This window comes from Brevibacillus sp. LEMMJ03 (assembly GCF_007197875.1).
In the GTDB taxonomy this organism is placed as follows: domain Bacteria; phylum Bacillota; class Bacilli; order Brevibacillales; family Brevibacillaceae; genus Brevibacillus; species Brevibacillus thermoruber.
Genome location: NZ_VKJN01000001.1, coordinates 128,690 through 145,080, shown reverse-complemented (window position 1 = coordinate 145,080; position 16,391 = coordinate 128,690). Strand labels below are relative to the sequence as shown.

At 60.2% G+C, this 16,391-nt stretch carries 21 protein-coding genes; 9 read left to right on the top strand and 12 right to left on the bottom strand.

Going from position 1 to position 16,391, the window contains the following annotated elements; genetic code table 11:
• Positions 1–48: 48 nt before the first annotated feature.
• Entirely contained in the window at positions 49–930 is an 882-nt protein-coding gene (locus FOI68_RS00715; protein ID WP_029099373.1) for a LysR family transcriptional regulator, read from the top strand.
• Here the strand turns inward: FOI68_RS00715 and FOI68_RS00710 are convergent.
• Together FOI68_RS00710 and FOI68_RS00705 are read right to left on the bottom strand one after the other, a co-directional pair.
• Positions 918–1,589: a phosphatase PAP2 family protein gene (locus FOI68_RS00710; protein ID WP_143862069.1), complete on the bottom strand. Its 672-nt coding sequence runs from the start codon at positions 1,587–1,589 to the stop codon at positions 918–920. The two genes, FOI68_RS00715 and FOI68_RS00710, sit on opposite strands and share 13 nt — an antisense overlap.
• Positions 1,586–2,047: a YaiI/YqxD family protein gene (locus tag FOI68_RS00705; RefSeq protein WP_143862068.1), complete on the bottom strand. Its 462-nt coding sequence runs from the start codon at positions 2,045–2,047 to the stop codon at positions 1,586–1,588. Before FOI68_RS00705 ends, FOI68_RS00710 begins: the two co-directional genes overlap by 4 nt.
• Positions 2,048–2,130: 83 nt before the next feature.
• Here FOI68_RS00705 and FOI68_RS00700 point away from each other — a divergent pair, with 83 nt between their 5' ends.
• Entirely contained in the window at positions 2,131–2,445 is a 315-nt protein-coding gene (locus FOI68_RS00700; protein ID WP_029099371.1) for a hypothetical protein, read from the top strand.
• Positions 2,446–2,529: 84 nt separating this feature from the next.
• Here the strand turns inward: FOI68_RS00700 and FOI68_RS00695 are convergent, their stop codons facing one another.
• Positions 2,530–3,450: a S8 family peptidase gene (locus tag FOI68_RS00695; RefSeq protein WP_029099370.1), complete on the bottom strand. Its 921-nt coding sequence runs from the start codon at positions 3,448–3,450 to the stop codon at positions 2,530–2,532.
• Positions 3,451–3,668: 218 nt separating this feature from the next.
• Positions 3,669–3,767 carry a YjcZ family sporulation protein gene (locus FOI68_RS00690; protein ID WP_029099369.1) on the bottom strand — a complete coding sequence of 33 codons (99 nt, stop codon included), beginning with the start codon at positions 3,765–3,767 and terminating at the stop codon, positions 3,669–3,671.
• 241 nt (positions 3,768–4,008) lie between these two features.
• On the opposite strand from FOI68_RS00690, the gene shc reads away from it, so the two are divergent.
• Positions 4,009–5,877, top strand: a complete 1,869-nt coding sequence (gene shc, locus FOI68_RS00685; protein ID WP_143862067.1) for a squalene--hopene cyclase — start codon at positions 4,009–4,011, stop codon at positions 5,875–5,877.
• Positions 5,878–5,946: 69 nt separating this feature from the next.
• Here the strand turns inward: shc and FOI68_RS00680 are convergent, their stop codons facing one another.
• From FOI68_RS00680 to rnz, 3 genes are all read right to left on the bottom strand, one after another.
• Positions 5,947–6,567 carry a YczE/YyaS/YitT family protein gene (locus tag FOI68_RS00680; protein WP_051967959.1) on the bottom strand — a complete coding sequence of 207 codons (621 nt, stop codon included), beginning with the start codon at positions 6,565–6,567 and terminating at the stop codon, positions 5,947–5,949.
• A gap of 90 nt (positions 6,568–6,657) precedes the next feature.
• Positions 6,658–6,882 (bottom strand): hypothetical protein, encoded by a 225-nt coding sequence (locus FOI68_RS00675; RefSeq protein ID WP_029099366.1) that lies wholly within the window; start codon positions 6,880–6,882, stop codon positions 6,658–6,660.
• Positions 6,883–6,906: 24 nt separating this feature from the next.
• Positions 6,907–7,884, bottom strand: coding sequence for a ribonuclease Z (rnz, locus tag FOI68_RS00670; RefSeq protein ID WP_143862066.1), 978 nt, complete (start codon positions 7,882–7,884; stop codon positions 6,907–6,909).
• Between the two features lie 134 nt (positions 7,885–8,018).
• Here rnz and FOI68_RS00665 point away from each other — a divergent pair, with 134 nt between their 5' ends.
• The 4 genes from FOI68_RS00665 to FOI68_RS00650 all read left to right on the top strand — a co-directional run bounded on the left by FOI68_RS00665 (position 8,019) and on the right by FOI68_RS00650 (position 11,131).
• A complete protein-coding gene (locus FOI68_RS00665) occupies positions 8,019–9,011 on the top strand; it encodes an ABC transporter substrate-binding protein (protein ID WP_143862065.1) in 993 nt (330 codons plus the stop codon).
• A gap of 5 nt (positions 9,012–9,016) precedes the next feature.
• The gene (locus FOI68_RS00660) at positions 9,017–9,814 is read left to right on the top strand and encodes an ABC transporter ATP-binding protein (protein WP_029099363.1); all 798 of its coding nucleotides are present in this window, start codon (positions 9,017–9,019) and stop codon (positions 9,812–9,814) included.
• Positions 9,801–10,607: an ABC transporter permease gene (locus FOI68_RS00655; protein WP_143862064.1), complete on the top strand. Its 807-nt coding sequence runs from the start codon at positions 9,801–9,803 to the stop codon at positions 10,605–10,607. The genes FOI68_RS00660 and FOI68_RS00655 overlap by 14 nt, the downstream gene beginning before the upstream one ends.
• Before the next feature lie 116 nt (positions 10,608–10,723).
• Complete coding sequence (locus tag FOI68_RS00650; protein ID WP_370512099.1) at positions 10,724–11,131, top strand: NUDIX hydrolase; 408 nt, start codon at positions 10,724–10,726, stop codon at positions 11,129–11,131.
• A gap of 15 nt (positions 11,132–11,146) precedes the next feature.
• Here FOI68_RS00650 and FOI68_RS00645 read toward each other — a convergent pair whose 3' ends face one another.
• The 3 genes from FOI68_RS00645 to FOI68_RS00635 form a co-directional block, all read right to left on the bottom strand.
• Positions 11,147–11,539 (bottom strand): VOC family protein, encoded by a 393-nt coding sequence (locus tag FOI68_RS00645; protein ID WP_065066172.1) that lies wholly within the window; start codon positions 11,537–11,539, stop codon positions 11,147–11,149.
• Between the two features lie 70 nt (positions 11,540–11,609).
• Positions 11,610–12,575, bottom strand: a complete 966-nt coding sequence (locus FOI68_RS00640) for a tetratricopeptide repeat protein (protein WP_143862062.1) — start codon at positions 12,573–12,575, stop codon at positions 11,610–11,612.
• A 105-nt stretch (positions 12,576–12,680) separates the two neighbouring features.
• The gene (locus FOI68_RS00635) at positions 12,681–13,055 is read right to left on the bottom strand and encodes a hypothetical protein (protein WP_029099358.1); all 375 of its coding nucleotides are present in this window, start codon (positions 13,053–13,055) and stop codon (positions 12,681–12,683) included.
• 297 nt (positions 13,056–13,352) lie between these two features.
• Here FOI68_RS00635 and FOI68_RS00630 point away from each other — a divergent pair, with 297 nt between their 5' ends.
• Complete coding sequence (locus FOI68_RS00630; protein ID WP_029099357.1) at positions 13,353–13,787, top strand: DUF2621 domain-containing protein; 435 nt, start codon at positions 13,353–13,355, stop codon at positions 13,785–13,787.
• A 77-nt stretch (positions 13,788–13,864) separates the two neighbouring features.
• Positions 13,865–14,104 (top strand): hypothetical protein, encoded by a 240-nt coding sequence (locus tag FOI68_RS00625; protein WP_035298062.1) that lies wholly within the window; start codon positions 13,865–13,867, stop codon positions 14,102–14,104.
• A gap of 53 nt (positions 14,105–14,157) precedes the next feature.
• On the opposite strand, the gene FOI68_RS00620 is transcribed toward FOI68_RS00625, so the two are convergent.
• Together FOI68_RS00620 and FOI68_RS00615 are read right to left on the bottom strand one after the other, a co-directional pair.
• Positions 14,158–14,727 (bottom strand): DUF502 domain-containing protein, encoded by a 570-nt coding sequence (locus FOI68_RS00620; protein WP_035298064.1) that lies wholly within the window; start codon positions 14,725–14,727, stop codon positions 14,158–14,160.
• A 226-nt stretch (positions 14,728–14,953) separates the two neighbouring features.
• Entirely contained in the window at positions 14,954–16,279 is a 1,326-nt protein-coding gene (locus FOI68_RS00615; protein WP_143862061.1) for an LLM class flavin-dependent oxidoreductase, read from the bottom strand.
• Positions 16,280–16,391 lie beyond the last annotated feature (112 nt).

The following is a 16,391-nucleotide window of genomic DNA, read 5'->3' as shown; positions in this document are numbered from 1 at the left end:
ATTTTTGCACAGAGTAATCAAAGAATGTGATAAGAGGGAACCCAGCATATGGATTTCGAACAGTTGCGTGCCTTTTATACCGTGGCGCAAACGAAAAACTTCACAAAAGCTGCAGAAATGCTGCACGTTGTCCAATCGACCGTTACGACGAGAATCAAACAACTGGAAGAAAAAGTAGGCAAGCCGCTGTTTACCCGGGACAAGCGCAGCGTGAAGATCACCCAGGCCGGTTTGACGCTGCTGCCGTACGCCGAACGGATCCTGAAGCTCGCCAACGAGGCGCTGAACGAAGTGGCCGCCCTCCAGCCGTACGAGGATTACCTCTCCATCGGCAGTCTGAATTCGATCTGGACCTCCATCCTGGAGCCAATTCTCAAGGAGTACCACTACCGCTACCCGCACATTGCCATCAGCACCAAAACGGGCCACTCCGCCGACGTGATTCAATTTCTCCTGGACAACGTCATCCAGATCGGGATCGTCTACGTGCCACCGTCCCTGCCCAACTTTGAGGTGATTCCCGCCTGGGAAGACGAGATCGTGCTGGTCAGCCCCCCGGACGACTCGATACTCGCGGCGACCCGCGTGGACGCTCGCGAACTGCGCAACCTCCCCCTGCTTTTCATGAATTGGGGGCCGCCGTTTGACGAGTGGATCCGGCAGACGCTGCCGCGCAGCTTTGTCCCCAAACTGCACGTGGACAAGGCGGAGCTGGCCATCGACCTGGTGAAGGAAGGGCTGGGCGTCAGCCTGCTGACCCGTTCGACGGTAAAGGCCGACCTCGCCGCCGGAACGCTGAAGGAAATCGCCATTGTCGGCAGCAGACCGCCCAAACGTTCCGCCTACATCGTCCTGCCCCGGGACAAAAAGAACAAGCCCAGCGTGGAAAAATGGCTGGGCCTGATGCAGGAATTCGGCTATTCCGTCTGAGCGGGCGTGACAGGACCGACCGTCTGCGGCCGCGGCCGGCTGCCCCACGCTTCCAGACCGTATCGGACAAGGCAGTACCAGAAAGCGCCAAGACAGAGGCCTGTCAGCACATCGCTCAGGTAGTGCACGCCGAGGTAGACGCGGCTTGCGGCGATCAGGACGATCAAGAGCACACCAGCAGGTGTTATGTACACGGCCCACGCCTTGTCCGCCAGCCGCCCGCGCAGCAGATGGGCGAGCATGGCGTAAAAAGGCGGGCTCACCATCGCATGACCGCTGGGAAAGGAGTACGAGTCGGGCCGCTCGATCAGGTTGAAGCCGATCGGCCGCGGCCGGGCAAACCAGTGCTTCAGCCCCTCGTTCAACAGTTCGCTGCCCAGGAGGGCGATCAGGACGGCAGCCGCTTGCGAACGGTACCCGTTCACGAACAGCAGCGCGGCCGCGAGCAGCCCGAGCGGCGCGAGCACGATTCCCCCGCCCAACTGGGTCACCGCCGTCATGGCCGCCGTCAGGGGCGCGGACCGCATCCCGACGGCTGCCGCAAACGCCGCTTGATCCAGCGGGCCGAACCAATCCCGGTGCCACATCGCGATCAGGGCGAGCGACAAGATCAAAAAGAATCCGGCTCCCCACAGGAGACCGGCCAAATGGCGATTCATCCTCGTCCTCCCTCCTCCATCAACAAGCGCAGCGCGTCCGCAAACCGCTGATCGTCCTCCTGCGTGCGCGCGGACGGTCCGCGGGTTCGCCCGCCTCCCCGGCGGAAGCGCGCTTTTTCGTTTCGTTCTTCCAGTTGAAACGCGATCCGTTCCGCATCGAACACCGACCCGTGCGGCGTCACGGCCCTGGACCGTTTCCCCAGCACGAGAGCGGCCAGTCCGATGTCCTGGGTGACGACGATGTCGCCCGCTCCCGCTTCGTTGGCCAGCTTCATGTCCACCGCCTGGGGGCCGGCGTCCACCACGACGTGATCTTCGCCGTGAAGCTGGTGATGGTAGCTGGCAAAGGTGACGCAGCGCCACCCTTTTTCCTCGCACAGCGCCCGGGCAATCTCCAGCGCGCTTCGCGGACAGGCGTCGGCGTCAATCAGCACGCGGCCGTTGGCTGCAGTCGTCACAATGGTTCACCTCTTTGCGGGCTTGGCCCTCCCCCTGCGGCTCCTTTTTTGGTATGATGGGAGCGGAGAGGAGTGAAAGGGCTTTGCGTTACCAATTTCAGTACGACGAACGGCTGGGCATTCGGCTTCCCGTCCTCTACCACGACTGGGACGAGTATTCGCCGGAAGAGCGGGCCAGCATGCTGCTGGAGTGGGAAGAGATTCGCGCAACGATTCCCGACCGCATCATACAGTTGGAAGCCATCATCATCGAAAAGCAAAAACAGATGTTCGAGGAAGAAAACTTCGCCCGCTCCTGCGAGTTGAACAGCGAGATTCACGAATTGGCCAGCGTTATAAACGATCTTAATATATGGTTTCGCGTCCAGCAAGACTACGAAACAAAAACGCACCAGTAACCGCAGGCGGAACAGGACGGCACAAAGGAAACGGGCAGGCGATAAGCGGCATCGCCTGCCCGTCTTTGTGGAGCCTCCGGCCGGTCAACTCGCGGCCGTTTTTTTCCGCCGCGCCAAGCGCAGCGCAATCAATCCGGTCACGTGCGGAGCCGCCATCGACGTTCCGTTCAGCTTCTTGAAGCTGTTGCCCGGCCAGGTGGACAAAATGTCCACGCCCGGCGCTGTCGTCGTCATCCCTTTTCCGCGCGAGCTGAATTCGGCCAGCTTGCCGTTTTGGCCCACCGCCCCGACACCGATCACCTCCCGATACCGGGCCGGGTATTCCACCGTCCCCCCGTTGTTGCCGGCCGACGCCACCATGACGATGCCCCGGTCTGCGGCCTTTTTGACGATCCGCGCCAGCGCCTCGCTGTACTGCGGCATACCGAAGCTCATGTTGATGATCTCCATGTTGTGTTCAATCGACCAGTTCAACGCCCGCATGATGTCGGACAGCGTGGCGGTGCCGTCCTCGCGGAACGTGCGCACATCGTAGAGATCGGCCTCCGGCGAGACGCCGACAATCCCCCGCTGGTTCATTTCCGCCACGATGATGCCGGCCACGTGAGTGCCGTGTCCGTTGCGTTTGCCCCGGACCAGTTCGATGCCTCCTTTCACCCGATCCCGCAGTTCGAAATGGCTGCGGTCAATCCCCGTATCGATGACGGCGATCTTCACCCCGGTTCCCTTGCTTCTCTTCCACATCCGTTCCGCCCCTACATACTTCACGCCCCAGGGCACCTCTTCTTCCGTGTGCACGCTGACCACCACGTTTTCTTCCACGATCGGATTGTGCCGCAAAAAGTGGTCCTGGTACATCTGAAACAGTTCATCGCGAACGCACATGCAGGAGACGTCGTCAAAGCAGCGCCACGGCTGTTTCACCGCCCGGGTGGCCAACTTCTCCTTCAGCTCCGCCAAAATGTCGGCAAACGGCGCTTGATGATGAAACGTCAAGATCTTCACCTGGATTCCTCCCTGTCGTGACAAATGTCTGCATCATCCTATGTACAGATGCCGCGTTTGGGGTTGGGTGTTCACACAGGTTGGAAAAAAAGGGCGAATGGCTGTGCGCTGTTTCTACCGCCCGCCAAGCTGCTGCGTCTTACGTCACCACAAAACCGCAAAGCAAAAGGGAGCGCTTCCGCTCCCCATTTGCTCAATACCTGCCAGTTGTGTCCGGATTAGTTGTCGCAGGCGCACCCGACGATCGTCAGCAAGACAAACAACACCAGCACCAAGGCAAAATCGTCAAAAAAACCGCCATTAAACAGACTACTCATTACGCTTCCCCTCCTTTGTCGGCAACTACTCATACGGTATGAGTCAAACGTATGGATTGATTGGACGGACGCCCATGAGCTGCATTTCAGCGCCGTCCAATTTGGCGGCCTGCCCCATCGGTTCCCGTGCCGCCGCATGCGGCGGGGAGCCGGACAATCCCGGCGGTCATAGCAATAGAGTGTGAGCTGATTTCCCGGCAAACCGCAATCGAAACGATGACAGACGAAGGAGGTGGCGCGCGTGCCGCTGCGCGTGAACAGCGAGCTGGAACGGCTGACTGCTGTGCTGCAGCGCGAGCAGCAGGCCGACGGCTCCTGGCGGTACTGTTTTGAAAGCGGGCCGTTGACGGACGCGTACGCGATCATCCTGCTGCGCACCCTGAACATCCCCAACGAACCGCTGATCAGCGGGCTGGCGAAGCGGATCGCTTCCCGGCAGGCACCGGACGGCACCTGGAAGCTGTATCCCGATGAGAGAGACGGCAATCTCTCCACGACGATCGAATCCTATTTCGCCCTGCTGGCAGCCGGAGCCGCCGCGCCGTCCGATGAGCGCCTGCAGGCGGCCAGACGGTTCATCCGGGCCAAGGGAGGACTGGCGCAGGCCAATCTGGGCACGAGGGTCATGCTCGCCCTGACCGGCCAACATCCCTGGCCGCCGTTTCCGATTCCGGCGGAGTTCATGCTCGTTCCGCCCTTTTTTCCCCTCCATCTGTTTGATCTGGTCGGCTTTGCCCGGGTACATCTGGTCCCGATCATGGTGGCGGCTGCCCGGACGTTTGCCGTCAGGTCCCGGCAGATGCCCGACCTGTCCGACCTGTTTCGCGGACTGCCATCGGCCGGTCCGCAGCAGCCGGACCTCATCTGGTTCCACGAGCTGATCGACAGCGGAATCCGCAGTCTCCCCTCTTTCTTGCGGCCTGCCCGCGAGCTGGGGCTGCGGGAGGCGGAGCGTTTTCTCCTGGACCGTCTGGAGCCGGACGGCACCTTGTACAGTTTTTTCACCGCCACGTTTCTGATGATCTTTGCCCTGCTCGCGCTGGGCTACCGACCGGATCACCCCGTCATCATCCGGGCGGTTCGCGGCGCTGAGCGGTTGGTTTGTCCCGTTGGCGACGTTTTGCACATGCAAAACTCCACGTCCACCATCTGGGATACGGCACTGCTCAGTCACGCCCTGCAAACGGCCGGCATGCCGGTCTCCCACCCCGTAATCCAACAAGCGACTCGTTACCTGCTCAGCCGCCAGCACAACCGATACGGCGATTGGGCCCGGCGCAGTCCGGGCGTGCCGCCGGGCGGGTGGGGCTTTTCCGACATCAACACGATCAATCCCGACGTGGACGATACGACGGCGGCGCTGCGTGCCCTGCACCGCGCCGGCAGAGGGGACCCGGCGATTCGGCAGGCGTGGGACAGGGGACTGCGCTGGCTTCTTTCCATGCAAAACAGTGACGGGGGATGGCCGGCGTTTGAACGAAACACCGCCAATCCGCTGGTCAAACTGATTCCCGCCGGCGGAGCGGAGGCCGCTTTTACCGATCCGTCCACAGCCGACCTGACAGGGCGGACATTGGAATTTTTGGGGAATCACGCCGGTATGACGCTGCAGCATCCGGCCGTCCGGCGGGGCGTTGACTGGCTGCTCCGTCATCAGGAGGCAAACGGCTCTTGGCACGGACGCTGGGGCATCTCCTACCTGTACGGCACCTGGGCGGCCCTGAGCGGGTTGATCGCGGCAGGTGTCTCTCCCGATCATCCGGCGATCCAAAAAGGCGTCTCGTGGCTGCGGAGCGTTCAAAACCGGGACGGCGGCTGGGGGGAGTCGTGCCAAAGCGACGTGCTGAAACGATACGTTCCCCTCGGCGCCAGCACGCCGTCGCAAACGGCCTGGGCCGTCGACGCGCTGACTGCCGTCTCCCGCAGACCGGGCCCGGAGCTGGAAGCGGGCGTCCGCTTTCTCCTCGCGGCGGGAAAGCGGCGGGACTGGACGTCGTCTTATCCGACAGGCGCCGCCCTGCCCGGAGGCTTTTACATTCATTACCACAGCTACCGCTACATCTGGCCGCTCTTGGCGCTCGCCCAGTACCGGAACAAATTTCAGCCGTAGCCGAACGGCAAAACCGCCCGTCGTCCGTCCTCCCTGCCGTTTGCTAACGCCAAAAAAGCCTGCGCTCCGTCAAGAAGCTGCAGGCTTTTTGGCTTGGGGGGCAGGCGCCATCCCGTACGGTTTTTGCATGACGGTTTGCCAGAACGGGATCGTGCGCTGGATCAGCGGGCCGGTCAGCAGCGCGATCAGCACGGTGCCGATCGACACCGGTCCGCCCAGGGCCGCTCCCGCCAACAGGACGGTTACCTCGATGGCGATGCGCACCTTTTGAATGCTCCAGCCCATCCGTTCGTTCATCGCCAGCATGAAGCTGTCGCGCGGCCCTGCGCCCAGCCGCGGGGAGATGTACATCCCGGTGCCGACGGCCATCACCAGCACACCGGCGAGCAGCATCAGCAGCCGTTCCAGCATGGTTTCGGCTGTCGGGACGACGTCCAGCCAGAGAAAAAAGTCGAGAAAACTGCCAAAGCAGACCATATTTAAAAACATGCCAAACGTCGGCTTGATTTTCGCCAGCACATACGAAAGAAGGATGACGATGACCCCCACGATTTGCGACCAGATGCCGATCGTCAGCCCAAAGGTCTTTTGCAGGCCGATGTGCAGCACATCCCAGGGCGAGACGCCCAGGTGGGCCTTGATCGTCAGCGCGCAGCCAAACGCGCCGATGAACAGCCCCAGCACAAACATGGCGTAGCGAACCACGAGCGGCCCGCCGATTCGTTTCCCGGACACTCCCGTTCACCTATCCTCTCCGGTTCTCTCTCTGTTCTTCACCGGTTACCGCCATCCGGCCACCACTTCGTGAAAAATGCCGTCTTTGCGGAAGTACGCCTCCGCTTTCGGGCGGTCGATGTAGGCTTCCAACTCGTTCAGCCGCTCTCCCGCCAGGACGACCTGCCGCTGCCGGTTTTCCTCGTCACGGTACTCCACGATCAGGGAAAGGTTCTCCCGCAGGCAGTGCTCCCGCAGTTCTTCCGGTGTTGCAAAGGTAACCCGTTTCATGCTCTCCCTCTTTCCTGATGATGATCATTCATTATAGCAGGGATTTTCCGTTTCTCCCACCGTGCCGCGTACCCGTTTTACGGGGATGCTGGCAAAATCCTCCGCCAGCGTCGTATTGGGAAAGACGTCCTGCGCCTCCGCCAAGAGATCGGCCATCGTCAGGTCCCCGTCTTCATTTTCATAGCGCGGGCTGAAGTGGGTGAGGCAGAGCGCCTTCACCCCCGCTTCCCGGGCCAGCAGGGCCGCTTCCCGGGCCGTGGAGTGGCCGCTGCGCACGGCCAGCTCCTTGTCCCGATAGGCGTACGTCGCCTCGTGAATCAGCAGGTCGGCCCCGGCCGCCAGTTCCCGGACGGCGCGGCACGGCTGCGTGTCTCCGCTGTAGACCACTTTCCGCCCCGGCTGGGCCGGACCGACAAAATCGCGGCCATCGAAGACACGGCCGTCGGACAGGGTGATCCGCTCTCCCCGCTTCAGCGCCCCGTACAGCGGCCCCTGCGGGATGCCGGCCCGTTTGGCCGCGTCCGCCAGAAACGCGCCGGGGCGATCCTTTTCCACCACGGCATAGGCGTACGCCGGCACCCGATGCTGCACCCGGCGGCAGGACACCGTCATCTCTTCGTTTTCCCAGATGGTCCCTTCCTCGATGATGTGCACATGCAGCGGGTAATGCAGATGGACGGGGCTGACGTCCATCACCGCCTGGATGTAGCGGTCCACGCCCGGCGGCCCGTACAGCTCCACTGCCGATGCCTCGTCATTGCGCAGCGAGCGGCTGGCCAGCAGGCCGATCAAGCCGTACAGGTGATCCCCGTGGAGGTGGGTAATGAAGATTTTTTCCAATTGACTCACTTTTAGCGGCGAACGCAGAATCTGGTGCTGCGTGCCCTCGCCGCAGTCAAACAGCCACCACTTGCCTGTTTGGACAAAGCGAAGGGCAATCCCGCTGACGTTTCGTCGCGTCGACGGGGCACCCGATCCGGTTCCCAGGAAGGTAACGATCATGTAGCGATTGGTCTCCTTTTCATCCTGACGTCCAGGTGCCTGTCCGGACGCTGGGCATTCACCCTTTTTTCAGGGGGCGCATACCCTACATCAGGCAAATCGTTCAGGCACTTGACCTGTCAGGAGGGATTATGATGAAGCGACTGCTCTCTCTGGGGCTTGCCGCCGGACTGGCGCTGACGGCGCTGTTGACCGGCTGTGCCGACGCCCCGGAAAAAATACGGATCGGGGAAGTAACCCGATCGATCTTTTACGCCCCCCAGTATGTCGCGCTGGAAAAAGGCTTTTTCAAAGAGGAAGGGCTCGACGTGGAGCTGACCACCACGTGGGGCGGGGACAAAACCATGACCGCCCTGCTCTCCGGCGGCATCGACGTGGCGCTGGTCGGTTCGGAGACGAGCATTTACGTCGCCCAGCAGGGAGCGGCCGATCCGGTCATCACCTTTGCGCAGCTGACGCAGACGGACGGCACCTTTCTCGTGTCGCGCCAAAAGCTGGATCACTTCAGCTTCGACCAACTGAAGGGAAGCGTCTTTCTCGGCCAGCGAAAAGGCGGCATGCCGCAGATGGTCGGCGAGTACGTGCTGAAAAAGCACGGCATTGATCCGCACGCCGACCTGCAGTTGATTCAGAACATCGAATTCAAAAACGTCGCTTCCGCTTTTGCCTCGGGGACGGGAGCGTACGTCCAGTTGTTCGAGCCGCAGGCGTCCCAATTCGAGGCGGACGGCATCGGGTACGTCGTCGCCTCGTTCGGCAAGGAAAGCGGCACGGTTCCCTACACCTCGTATATGGCCAAACAAAGCTATCTCGACGAGCGGAAAACCGCTATCCAAAAGTTTACCAATGCCATCTACAAAGGGCAACAATGGGTGGCCAGCCACTCTCCCAAAGAGACCGCCCAGGTGATCGCGCCCTACTTCCAGGAGGTCAAGCCGGAGATTCTGGAAAGCTCCGTCAAACGCTATCTGGAGCAGGGCTCGTACGCCACCGACCCGATTCTCGACGAAACCGAGTGGAACCTCCTGCAGGACATCATGGACCAGGCGGGTGAACTGAAACAGCGCGTCGATTACGCCAAGCTGGTCGACACCTCGTTCGCCAAAACCGCCAAGGAAGGGAAGTAAGCTCCATGAACCAGCTTCTTTCTCTGCCGGCCAAGATCGAGCTGCGCCACGTCACCCATCTCTACGTCACGACGTCCAGGGCGTTCATGGCGGTCAGGGACATCAACCTGCGCGTGGAGGAAGGCGAGTTCATCTGCCTGGTCGGCCCCAGCGGCTGCGGCAAAACGACACTGCTCTCCCTGATCGCCGGGCTGGAAAAACCGACGGCCGGCAAGATTCTGATCGAAGGACGGCCGGTGGAGGGCACCTCCCGCCAGGTGGGCTACATGCTGCAGCAGGATTTTCTGTTCAACTGGCGCACGATCGAGGAAAACATCTTCCTCGGCCTGGACATACAAGGCATCCGCAACCGGGAGACGGAAGCGTACGCCCTGCATCTGCTGGAGGAAATGGAACTGGCCGACGTGCGCAAGGCATATCCGTCGCAGCTTTCCGGCGGGATGAGGCAGCGGGTGGCGCTGGTTCGCACGCTCGCCTGCCAGCCTGACATCCTGCTGCTGGATGAACCGTTTTCGGCGCTGGACTACCAGACCAAACTGAAGCTGGAGGACCTGATTTTCTCCGCCCTGCGCCGCCACAAAAAAACGGCCGTGCTGGTGACGCACGACCTGTCCGAGTCGATTGCGATGGGCGACCGGGTGTACATCCTGGCGCGCAATCCCGGCCGCATCAGCAGCGAAGTGGTCGTGCCGGCGGCGATCCGTGAAGCGCTGCCGTTTGACGCCCGCAATCATCCCGGGTTTCACGAGCTGTTTCACCAGGTATGGAAAGAGATGGAGGTGGTGTCCGATGCAGCCAAATGAGATTGACGCGATCCACCGCAGCCATTTGAGACAGGCAGCGAGACAGCGCTGCCTGATCGTCGCCACCCAATTGGCCCTGTTTCTGTTGTTCATCGGCGTCTGGGAAGGCCTCGCCCGCGCCAACGTCATCAACGTGCTGATCTTCAGCTACCCGTCCAAAATGTGGCAGTTGTTCTGGTCGCTGTTGCTGGACGGCAGCCTGATGCCGCACGTGGCGATGACCGTGGGGGAGACCGTTGTCGGCTTCCTGCTGGGCACGCTGCTCGGCACGCTGCTCGCCACCCTGATCTGGTGGTCCCCCTTCCTCTCCCGGGTGCTGGAGCCGTATCTCGTGGTCGGCAACAGCATGCCCAAGGTGGCGCTGGGCCCCGTCTTCATCGTCGGTCTGGGGCCCGGCCTGCTCTCCGTGATCGCGATGGGCTGCGCCATCTCCGTCATCATCACCACCATCGTGATCTACACCAGCTTCAAGGAAGTGAACCCCAATTACGTCAAGGTGGTCCAGACGCTGGGCGCCAACAAGCGGCAAACCTTTACGATGGTGATCCTGCCCGCCACGATCCCGACGATTCTCTCCACGCTCAAGGTAAACGTCGGCCTCTCCTGGGTGGGCGTGATCGTCGGCGAGTTTCTCGTCTCGCAAAAAGGGCTGGGCTATCTGATCATCTACGGTTTTCAGGTGTTCAATTTTACCCTGGTGATGGTGAGCCTGGCGATCATCGCGGTGGTCGCCACCCTGATGTATCAAGGCGTCGCCGTTCTCGAACGGCTGCTCACCCGCCAGTTTCAATAGAGGCTTGGCACCGGCGCCGTTCCGCTCTCGCGGGGAACGGCGCCGGTCTGCGTGAAGCACGTTCCGTTTGTCCATGGTAAAATGATGCCAAGACAAAGGAGGTGGCTCACTTGTTCGTGTGGGAAGGATCTGCCGCCGTGTGTGTCAATGACCACAGGCAATTGCTGATGGTGCTTCAGGGAACACCCGAAGAGCCGAAACGCTGGTCTGTTCCTTCCGGCGGCAAAAAGCCGGGCGAAACGCTTCAAGAATGCTGCGTCCGCGAGGTATGGGAAGAAACCGGGTTCGTGGCACGGATTAGGCGCGAGATGTGGGTGAAACGAATGAAATCGAACGATGCTCAGATTACGGTCCACTACTTTGAAACGGAGATCATCGGCGGCCATCCTCGTCTCCACGATCCGGACGGCCTCATTCACGAGGTGGCATGGATTTCACCAGAGGCGCTGGAACATCTGGAACTTTCCTTTCCGGAAGACCGCGACCCGCTCCTTTCCGTGCTCCGCTCCCGCCGGTCGCCGTGAAGCATGCCCGCGCCCTCATCCCCACACCGGCGCCACCACTTCCACCTTGATCCGATCCGGATCTTCAAAGTACACCGCGTAGTGATCAGGCCCTCCGGCATGGGGATGACGGTCCTCGTACAGGATCGTCACGCCCCGCCTGCGCAGTTCCTCCGTCAGCGCATCCACCTGCCTGCGGCTGCGGGCGTGAAACGCCAGATGGTTGAGCCCCACCCGGCAGCGGTGGTAGGGAATGTCGAGAAACCGTTCCTCCGCCTGGACAAAGACCAGATACGTCTCCCCGCATCGCCAACTGACGCCGTTTTCCCACTCCTGAAACGGCTCGTATCCCAACTGTTCCAACAGCCAGCTCCAAAAGGCGGCCGACCGGCGCAAATCGGACACGTACAGTTCCACATGGTGCAGCATTGCCGTCCCCTCCCCTGTACAAAAAAAGCGTCCGGCCGTACGTACTGCCGGACACCTGGACGCAAGCGGGCTATTGCCAAAACTTCCACCAGCTCTTTTTGTTCGATTCTTCCTGTCTGGGTACCGTCTGCGCCTGCGCCTGCTCCCGCATCGCCGCTTCCGTCTCCTGCGCTCCCGGCACCCGGGCCAAAAAATGGTCCACCATCGGCTTGTACTTGTCGGGCAGATGCTGCTGCATCTCGCGCAGCACGGCGATGGCCTTCTCCTTCTGGTCGGTGGCCAGCAGCGCGTTGGCGTAGTTGAACCCCGCGTACGGAAAGGGGAACGCGGGTGACCAGTACTCCTCGCAGATCTGGATCAGTTGATAGACGTACCCGGCTTGTCCCAGCTCGCCGGTGACGGTCATGACCACTTCGTCCTTCCCCTTGGTTCTCTCGATGGCCTGCCTGTACCACTGCATCGCCTTCAGCAGATTGCCCTCCGTCAGGAACAGGCGCGCCATGTGGAGCTGCGGCATCCACGCCCCCTCTTTGGCGGCAAGCGCCTCCAGCCGCTGTTTCAGCTCGTCCCGCTTGCTGAACTGCAGGAAGCTTTCCACGTACATGTTCAGCCCGTTTTCCTGATTGGGGTCCTTGAACAGCCCGGCTTCCAGGGTTTCAAACGCTTTGGCCTCTTCGCCCTGAAACGCGTAGATTTTGGCCAGATTGGTGCAGGCGGTGCCGGAGGTGGGAAAGCGCTCCAGACAGTCGATCAGCATCGTCTTGGCCTTGTCGAACTCGCGCGCCTGCATGTGCACCACGGCGCGAAAAATGAGCGCAGACTCGATCGGTCCGTACAGTTCCAGCAGGCGATCGGCCGCGACGGCCGCCTGTTCGGTGAACTGGTCGCGCACCAGCCCCATCGCAAAATCGCGAAGCTTTTCCTTCTCGTCCCAGTACTTGTCCAGATAGTTCGGAATCACTTTCTTCTGGTAATCTTCGCGCGACATCTGGATCGTTTGGCCAAATTCGTTGGTAAACGTCACAAATTCCGACATGCAACAGCCTCGCTTTCGTCTCTGTGCCATGTCAAACAGGGAAATGTCCCCAAGAAGAAGAACGATTTCCCCGAAAGGAAACCGTTCGCTGTCCATGGGCCCCCGTTAGATCCAGGCTTTTATGTTCACTTTGCGAATGAACTCTTCCATTGATTCCTTAACAGGGTCGCCATTGTCCGCTGCTTCGTCCTGCATGCCCATCAGTTGGCGGAAGAGGGCCTCGTTGCGCGTAGCCAGCGCAAAGTCAAGCAGAGCTTCCCGCTGGATGCGTTCCGCCTCCTGCTCGATCAGCTTCTCTTCCAAGGCGATGTCCTCTTCCGGCACAGCGTACTGCTTATCTATCTTCGGAATGCGTACAATCCACGCAAACGCGCTGTCGGGATTTCGGTCACGACCAATCAGATACCCGTATTCACCAATCGGCATCCCTTGTTCAAAGGAGTCAGCAACGATGACGACACGTTGTCCTAGCTTGAACATGGGCGTCAGCTCCTTTTGAGTCTCATTCTAATAATACTAAATTGTATGTGCGCTTGGGAAGAGCAAACCGCCCACTCTGCACATCCGCCCGACAACGCGGACGGAATGCCGCCTTCCGCTCGCCGCTGCCGGCCGGCCCGTCCGTTTGCAAACGGCCTGCGCTTCTAGTACGCTGTAACCAGGCACCCCTGGTGAGAGCGGCGTACAGCGCGTGGAAAAAAGATTTGTTGGAAAGCGTGAAATGCGCTATAGTTGCGCTTAGAAGAACAGGATTGAGGTGTTGCACACGCTATGCAAATGTCCACGGGTTTTTCCTTGTTTATCATCGGCTGGACGTTTGTTCTGGTCGCGCTGATGGGCATCGGCGGGTATTTCATGTTCCGCAAGTTCTTGAAATCCATGCCGAAACAGGACGGCAAATCCGATCTGGACTGGCAGGACTACTATATCGAACAGACCCGCTCCATGTGGACGGATGAAGGGCTTGCGCTGCTCAACGAACTGGTGGAGCCGGTGCCGAAGCTGTTCCGCGATGTGGCCCGCCGCTCGATCGCGGCGAAGATCGGCCAGCTCGCCCTGGAGGAAAAGGCGACGACCATCACCATCGAGCTGATTGTCAAAGGCTACATCATCGCCACGCCGAAGCGGGATCACAAGTGGCTGATTCAGCACCTGCAAAAAAAACAGATCGATTACACGCCGTACGAACAATATCTGCACGCGGAATCGTAGGCTCGCCGTTCTCCTGAAACCGGACGCCGGCCCGTTCGTACAAACAGGTAGACCCACATGACAAGGAGACGATGAGCATGTCAGTCATTCTCGCCATACTCGGCATCGGCCTGCTGCTGTTGATCATCGCGGCGGTCGTGGTGATCGCCCTGCTGAAAAAGGGGGCCGGCCTGCTGATGAAAACGGGCGGACACCGCCGATACAGCAGCAGCGATTACCGCCACCGCGGCCCCTTCGGCCACACCGGTCACACTTCTTACGGCCACGCGCACTACCGCCGCAGACACTCCAGCCGCAGCGGCTTTTTCAGCAGTTGACGGCTCTGATTCAAGATTAATCCCTTTTCACGCAGAAAACAGACCCCTCTCTGTCAGGAAGGGGTCTGTTCGATGTTGGGCTGTTTTCCGGACACCCCGCCGGAGACGAGGAAGGTCATCGCCTCCGAGCTGTCCACCTCCAGCGGCTGCACCTGCTCTTTGGGAAACAGCAGGAGATTGCCGGCGAAATTGTACGACTGCGGCAGGTAGACGGCCACATGGTCATGCAGGCCATACGCCTCCAGGCTCTCTCTGGTGACAAAGCCGATCGCCTTGGCGTGGCCGTCGCGGGTGAGCGTGACCAGCACCGGCTTGTCAAAACTTTTCTTTTCTCCTACAAACGCGCCGATCAGATCCTTGATCGCCGAGTAAATCAGCTTGATGACCGGCATTTTTTCAAACAAGGCGGCCACCAACGAGAGCAGCCCGCGCGTAAGGACGTTGGACGCAAGAAAGCCGATGGCCGTAATCCCCGCGATCGTCAGCAGGAATCCCGCTCCCGGCACGGGCAGCCCCAGCCAACTGTCCACCGTGACAAAGATCGTGTACAAAATGTAGACGGTGGCGGCCAAGGGGATGACGTACAGCAGTCCTTCCAGGAAATAGCGCACGACACGTTTCACAGACGTTTCTCCTTTCGCTCCCTTCTCCCCGATCATTGTACCCGACTGACGGGGAGAACGACAGCACCATTTCCCGTTCTGCGTACGTGCGCCTTTTTTCATGGGCAAACAGCAGGACTTCAGGCTGGCTGCCGCCCTCTACAGGCATGACAGCAGCGTCTGTACATGTTCAAGCACTCTTTTGTTATTATTTTCCACATAACCATTATCGGTCGGGAACCGCCCGTTACCCCTTCACGCTCTCCTTGGCATACCGGTTTGCCGGGATCGGCAGCCCCAGATTGCCGCGCAGGGTATCGTGTTCATACTCGGTTCGGAAGATGCCCCGCTCCTGCAGAATCGGCACGACCAACTCGACGAAGTCGTCCAATCCCCTCGGAACGTTGGCATGAATGATAAATCCGTCCGCCGCCCCCTCTTCAAACCACTGCTGGATCAAATCGGCCACCGTCTCGGGCGTCCCGATAAAGTTGTCTTTCGGGGTCGCTGCGCGCAGCGCCACCTGACGCAGCGTCAGACGCTGTTCTTTCGCGATTTGCTTGATTCGGTCCGTGGTGCTGCGGAAGCTGTTGCTTCCGATCTCCCCGATATCGGGGAAGGGCTCATCCAGCGGAAACTGCGAGAAATCGAAGTGATCGAAGTATCGGCCCAGATAGTTCAGCGCATGCTCGATGGTGACCAGCCGGGCCATTTCCTCGTACTTCCGTTCGGCCTCTTCCCGGGTTCTCCCGACAATCGGACCGATTCCCGGGAAAATGAGAATGTCGTCCGGGGAGCGGCCGTAGCGGGCAGCCCTCTGCTTGACATCCTGATAAAAGCGCTTGGCGTCCTCGATGGTTTCATGGTTGGTAAAAACGGCGTCGGCCGATTTGGCCGCCAAGGTTTTGCCGCTGTCCGACGACCCCGCCTGGAAAATGACCGGCTGCCCCTGCCTGGAGCGGGCGATGTTGAGCGGACCCTGCACGGAAAAGTACGTCCCTTTGTGATTCAACCGGTGCATTTTCCTGGGGTCGAAGAAAATGCCCGATTCCTTGTCTCGGATAAAGGCGTCGTCTTCCCAGGAATCCCACAGCCCTTTTGTCACTTCGAGAAACTCCTCGGCAATTTTGTACCGCTCCTCGTGGGACGGGTGTTTTTTCCCGTAATTGAGCGCAGAGCCTTCCAAGGGTGACGTCACGACATTCCAGCCTGCCCTGCCTCCGCTGATGTGGTCGAGGGAAGCGAACTGCCGCGCCACCGTAAACGGCTCGCTGTAGGAGGTTGACAGGGTGCCGACGAGGCCAATCCTGGAGGTAACCGCGCCCAGTGCCGACAAAATCGTAAGCGGCTCAAACCGGTTTAAAAAGTGCGGAATCGATTTTTCGTTGATGTACAGGCCGTCCGCGATAAAGATCAGATCGAACTTCCCGGACTCCGCCTTCTGCGCCTGCTGCTTGTAAAATCCGAAGTTCACGCTGGCATCGGAGAGGATGTCCGGATGCCTCCAGCCATCCATCGTGCCCCCGACACCGTGGATCATCGCGCCCAGTTTCAACGTCCGTGCCGCTGCCATTTGGATTCCTCCTTTTCAAAACGCTTGTGCCCGTTTCCCGCATGCGCGTGTCCGACAAACGTCCTGCTCACCATGCGGGAATGTCCGCCAACCAAAAAGGAGATGCGTCACT